6 protein-coding genes and 1 pseudogene are annotated in these 4,889 nt (G+C 59.5%); 6 read left to right on the top strand and 1 reads right to left on the bottom strand.

The genetic code is table 11. The annotated features are described in order from the left end of the window. The 5 genes and pseudogenes from FFS27_RS33405 to FFS27_RS28485 all read left to right on the top strand — a co-directional run. Nucleotides 1–160: pseudogene (locus FFS27_RS33405) on the top strand (DUF3304 domain-containing protein); the annotation flags it as partial. Beyond that, nucleotides 145–495 carry a DUF3304 domain-containing protein gene (locus FFS27_RS33865; protein WP_253186020.1) on the top strand — a complete coding sequence of 117 codons (351 nt, stop codon included), beginning with the start codon at nucleotides 145–147 and terminating at the stop codon, nucleotides 493–495. The pseudogene FFS27_RS33405 and the gene FFS27_RS33865, both read left to right, overlap by 16 nt. Then, a complete protein-coding gene (locus FFS27_RS33860; protein ID WP_071534090.1) occupies nucleotides 492–695 on the top strand; it encodes a DUF3304 domain-containing protein in 204 nt (67 codons plus the stop codon). Before FFS27_RS33865 ends, FFS27_RS33860 begins: the two co-directional genes overlap by 4 nt. Then, nucleotides 683–1,234 carry a DUF3304 domain-containing protein gene (locus FFS27_RS28490; protein ID WP_071534297.1) on the top strand — a complete coding sequence of 184 codons (552 nt, stop codon included), beginning with the start codon at nucleotides 683–685 and terminating at the stop codon, nucleotides 1,232–1,234. Before FFS27_RS33860 ends, FFS27_RS28490 begins: the two co-directional genes overlap by 13 nt. Then, a complete protein-coding gene (locus FFS27_RS28485; RefSeq protein WP_023981141.1) occupies nucleotides 1,219–3,900 on the top strand; it encodes a T6SS phospholipase effector Tle1-like catalytic domain-containing protein in 2,682 nt (893 codons plus the stop codon). The genes FFS27_RS28490 and FFS27_RS28485 overlap by 16 nt, the downstream gene beginning before the upstream one ends. A gap of 39 nt (nucleotides 3,901–3,939) precedes the next feature. On the opposite strand, the gene FFS27_RS28480 is transcribed toward FFS27_RS28485, so the two are convergent. Then, nucleotides 3,940–4,353, bottom strand: a complete 414-nt coding sequence (locus FFS27_RS28480) for a hypothetical protein (protein WP_003091632.1) — start codon at nucleotides 4,351–4,353, stop codon at nucleotides 3,940–3,942. A gap of 79 nt (nucleotides 4,354–4,432) precedes the next feature. Between FFS27_RS28480 and FFS27_RS28475 the strand changes: the two genes are divergently transcribed. Next, on the top strand, nucleotides 4,433–4,889 hold a 457-nt coding region (locus tag FFS27_RS28475), incomplete at its 3' end, for a cysteine hydrolase family protein (RefSeq protein WP_137952369.1).

The following is a 4,889-nucleotide window of genomic DNA, read 5'->3' as shown; positions in this document are numbered from 1 at the left end:
GATATACCTAGATATAGTGAAAAAATATGCCTGTTGCAGGTGCATTTCCTCCCGTGCGACCAGGTCGCGGTCTCAACAAACCTATTACAGCCAGGGGCATCCAGAGTATCCAGATAGAAAGTATTTTCAGAAGAGAGAGTCTTCATGCAAAAGCTCTTGAATGCAAAGGGGTTAAGGACACCTGTTTGGCTGATTGCTTTACTGATAGGTTTTTTGTTTTTACAAGCGTGCCAGGCAGGCCCTGATATGGTGTCTACTCCTATCGGAGGATACAACCATACTTCGGCGGCTATTAACAGATTCAGTGTAAATAGTGCTGGCGGATTAAACCTTGGTCCATTTCAGGGGGGAGCAGGGCAGGTATGTTGTGGTGTCGTTCCTAGAGTTTGGAAGCCGGGCTTGAAGGCAACCGTAGAGTGGGAGGTAGATCCTGAGTCAGGGGCTTATAAAGACTGGCCGGAAAGATATTTTCAGATGGCTGGAGAAAACGTATGAGAGAGCATGGGCTCTTGTATGTTCGTCATAAGGAAACTGTCGATATACCTTCTTGTGATAGTAAGGAGATTTGTTCGCTAAAAATACACTTTCTTCCATGTGATAAGGTTGCTACTTCAGCTGCCTGTTATACGTCGTTTCATCCTGAATATCCGAATAAAGGTTACTTTGATATGAGGGGTATGTCATGCAGAAGTTGATGAACTTGATCTGTGTGGGGAATAAAAAGTCCATTGGGCTGGTGGTTTTTCTCGGCACCTTCTTTGGGCTGGTGGCATGCCAAGCTGGGCCTGAAGTGCTGTCTGCACCTGTCATGGGTTACAACCATACTTCGGCGGCGATTAACGAATTTACGGTGAATGGTGCCGGGGGGCCAAACCTGGGCCCTCATCAGGGCGGAGGTGGGCAAGTATGTTGTGGCGTGATTCCAAAGTACTGGGTGCCGGGTTTGGAGGCGATTGTAGAGTGGGAAATTGATCCTAATCCTAAGGCTGAACTAAAGCGAGATCGGTACGGGAGTCTGGATATGCAGGACTATCGACGACATGCTAAAAATTACACGCATCACAAGGCGGTTGTTGAAATACCTAGGTATGAAAGGCCTGGGCCGATAAGAGTTCACTTTTTGCCTTGCAATCAGGTTCGTATAACTGCTGCGGCCACTTCTCCGGGGTACCCTGGATATCCTTATAACTATCCGATGGTTATGGAGAGAGTGGCAGAATGTCCGAAGAAATAAATGTCTTGCGAGAAGATATTCGTGTGACTGTCAGTGTTGCTCCTGAATTTCCGAAGGAAAGGCTTCTTCCGCTTGAGCCAAGTGTTCTCTCTAAGAATATAAGTCGGCAGGTAGAAGAAGAGCGGAAGTATAATGAGGAAAAAATCAAGCGGGATAGGGAGGGTGGCGGAGAAAGCAGTGGAATACCTTGTTGTAAGACTCTGCATGTGAGCATAGGCTATGATGGCACTAATAATAATGATCGGGCTGATGGTGCATCATTGCCGCCTTCTAGAAGTAATGTGGCAAAGCTATTTCATGCTTCTGTCGGAGAAGGTTCCGTGCAGGAAGGGTTGGGTTTCTTTCGATATTACTGCCCTGGGGTTGGTACGGTATTTCCAGATATTCGGGAATATACTCCGTCGAGTCTCGGTTTGATTGCGGCGGCTGGTGGGGAGAACAGAGTAAACTGGGGAATAACCCGCTTGGTTGATGTTTTGCAAGGAACGCTTACCCCAGAAAGTCCTCTTCTGCTAGATGAGTCTCAAACAATGATTGAGAACATGGCAACTAATGGAGTTGCCAAGGTTCTAACCGGTGGGTTATTGGAGAACGGCGAGAAAAAACGCCGAGCTGCCTTGGAGCCAAAACTCAAGGAACTGGAAGAAAAGCTTCGCCAGCGTCAGGACTCAGGGCAGAAACCGCATATCCTGGCCATGCGCTTGTATGTCTATGGATTCTCCCGTGGGGCGGCGGAGGCACGGACATTCGCCAACTGGCTGCAGGAACTGACCCGGGCCAGCGGTGCCGACGGTCGGGTGGAATACCGCTTCGCCGGCCTACCGATCTCCATCGAGTTCCTCGGCCTTTTCGACACCGTGGCCGCCGTGGGCCTGGCGGATAGCGCGCCGTTCGCCGCCGGGCATATGGATTGGGCCGACGACACCATGCGTTTGCCCGATGAGGCCCAGGCTCAGTGCCTGTCGACCATCCTGCCAGAGGACTGCTCTTTTCTGAAACGTTGCGTGCATTTGATCTCATGCCATGAGCAGCGTGCCAGTTTTCCGCTGGATTCGATTCGCCGTCGCGACCTGGATGCCAACGGACGTCGTACGGGGCCTTCCTGCTATCGGCAGGGTACGGTGGAATATGCATACCCTGGTGTTCACTCGGATGTTGGAGGGGGTTATGGCGTTGGCAACCAGGGTAAGGCGGTGGGAGGTTCGGAATTCCTGCTATCCCAGATAGCGCTGCAGCATATGTATGCGGAAGCTTTTGGTGCCGGTGCTCCTTTGCAGGTTCCCAAATCAGCCGTTCATCCGGACTTTCATGAAGTCTGGCGGGAGATGACGCCTGAAACCGAAGCGGAGTTCAGCGTCTCCGAAGAACTCGCCACCCGTTTCAACGCCTGGCAGGCCCAGGCCAAGGCCGGCCCCCTGGAAGAGGTGATCCGTCGCGAGACCGCGTTGATCACCGCCTGGCGCATCGACCGCTATGCCGGCGGGCTGCGCAGCAAGGCGTTCTTCGCCAATGTCCCGCCGGACATGCCGGAAGCCCAGCAGAAGGCCTGGGAGGCCCTGCACAAGCGGCGTAGCCGGGAGTACGCGGCCGCCCAGCAGGGCGAGCCGCTCCCGCCGATGAGCGCCGCCGAACAGGCGGAGTGGGATCGCAACGTGGCGCTGATCGGCGGCGAGGACCAACTGCGCGACCTGCGTGTGGAGAAGCAGTTCGACCCGCCGCTGGACCAGCGCCAACTGCTCGGCGCCGCCGCCGAATTCGCCCATGACTACAAGGGCGACTGGGGCGTGCTCGACGACGGCATGACGGTGGGGGGAGTGATCGACCTGCTGCTCGGCGGCACCGTATTCCTGATCAACGAGGAAGACGAAGCCGAGGAATACAGCCAGATCCACCGCGACGGCAGCGCGCGCTACCACCAGTTGTTCAGCGCTCCCGACCGGGTGGCGCCGGGCCAGGAAAAACTGGTGGCGCTATTCGACGAACAGGTGCACGACTCCCGCGCCTGGTTCATGAACACTTCGGCGATAGGCCCGCGAGAACCCTTCACCGACTACTTCCGCTATCGCCTGGTGCATTTCGACAACGAGTCAAACAAGCGGCTCTCGGTACTGGCCACCGCCGGGCGGGTGGTAGGCGTCGGGGTGATGCTGGCCAGCGTCGGCCTCAGCGTCAAGCGTCGCGATCCGCGGATGCTGCTCGGGCTGTTCCTGCCATCGCTGGCGCGTCCGCTGCTGAGCGGCAAGGTCGGCCTGCCGGAGATCAGCGCCTTCGACCCGCTGACCGGGATCGCCTTGCCGATGGTCGGCGGGGCGGCGCTGGACAACCTGCGGGCCTTCACCCGCGAGCCTGGCGACAAGGTCGAGCAGATCGGCCAGTTGCCGCCACCGCCGCCGCTGGCGGTCGCGGCGGTGCAATCGCCTGCATTGCAGCAGGTGCTGCTGGCTCAGCAGACCGTGGAGGCGCTCAAGGCGCGCGACCTGGGCAGCCTGGCCGGGCTGGTGGCCAAGGCCGAACTCACCCAGGCGCCCGCGGCGGCGACCCCGGCCTGGCTCGCCGAGGCGAAGCAGGCCTTGCAGGACATGGGCACGGAGCAGGCGCAACCGCCGGGCCCCGGCTCGGCGCCGGGCTGGCTGCAGCGCGGCAAGGACCTGATGGAATCGCTTTGAACCTCGACCGGGCGAACGCGGCCGACCTGTCGCCCCGGATCATTCGGCGCGGATGTCGAACCCGCTGCTGGCCTCGCTGACGATGCGGAAGCGCGCGTTGCCGTCCGCGGCGATCCGGGTTCTCAGCTCGCGGTTCAGCAGGCCCTTGCCGCAGAGAGTGTCGTCCTGGGTATCGATGCCGATACCGACCACATGCTCGCCCGCCGGCACCTGGAAGCTGGCTTCCTCGCCGACGCCGATGCGCGCGGCGACCTGGCGGTCGATAAGGAACGCCACGTAGCAGCCGCCGCCCAGGTAGCCATAGTCGCGGTGGACTTCCAGCCGGCCGCCACCACTCACCGGTTGCTGGTAGCCGAGCAGGCGTTCGGCGGGGATCGCCCGGGTCTTCTCGGCGGGAACCGAGGAACAGCCAGCCAGGAGGAAAAGGATCGCTACGGCGTACATCGGGCGCATGAAGGCTCTCCGTCGAAAGGTTTCCTCAGGCTAGCCCAGTTTCGCTGGAGCGCGGAGCGACGGGGCGGAGTGGGCTAGAATGCCTGGCCTGTTCTTCCGGAGCCGACTACCGATGCGCCAGGCCCTGCTGATCGTCGACGTGCAACCCTGTTTCGCCCCGCCGGACTGGCTGCTGGAAGGCATCGGCCAACTGCTCGGGCGGATGCCCTCGGTGGCCAGCGTCGAGCGCCATGACGAGTCGCGTACGCCGTTCCAGCGCCAGCTCGGCTGGCGACCCCCGCTCGACGATGCCTGCCTGGTGGCGGCCGACCGGGTCTTCGTCAAGCATGGCTACCTGCCGACGGCGGAACTCGTCGACCATCTGCGTGCGCTGCGAGCGGAACGGGTGCTGGTCTGCGGCATCCAGGCCGACACCTGCGTGCTCGCCGCCGGCTTCGCCCTGTTCGACGCCGGCCTGCAACCGACCCTGGTCGGCGACCTGGTGCTCGGCTCCTCGCTGGATCGCTCGGGGGAGCTGGGTGTGCGCCTGTGGAAGC

The sequence above is a fragment of the Pseudomonas sp. 2VD genome (assembly GCF_005503585.1).
Lineage (GTDB): Bacteria > Pseudomonadota > Gammaproteobacteria > Pseudomonadales > Pseudomonadaceae > Pseudomonas > Pseudomonas aeruginosa.
This window is presented reverse-complemented; position numbering and strand designations above follow the sequence as displayed.

Bases quoted from the DNA above. Each gene is read 5' to 3' on its own strand.
- FFS27_RS33860 (WP_071534090.1), top strand. From the start codon at position 492: ATGAGAGAGCATGGGCTCTTGTATGTTCGTCATAAGGAAACTGTCGAT.
- FFS27_RS28480 (WP_003091632.1), bottom strand. From the start codon at position 4,353: ATGCGCCCGATGTACGCCGTAGCGATCCTTTTCCTCCTGGCTGGCTGT.
- FFS27_RS28490 (WP_071534297.1), top strand. From the start codon at position 683: ATGCAGAAGTTGATGAACTTGATCTGTGTGGGGAATAAAAAGTCCATT.
- FFS27_RS33865 (WP_253186020.1), top strand. From the start codon at position 145: ATGCAAAAGCTCTTGAATGCAAAGGGGTTAAGGACACCTGTTTGGCTG.
- FFS27_RS28485 (WP_023981141.1), top strand. From the start codon at position 1,219: ATGTCCGAAGAAATAAATGTCTTGCGAGAAGATATTCGTGTGACTGTC.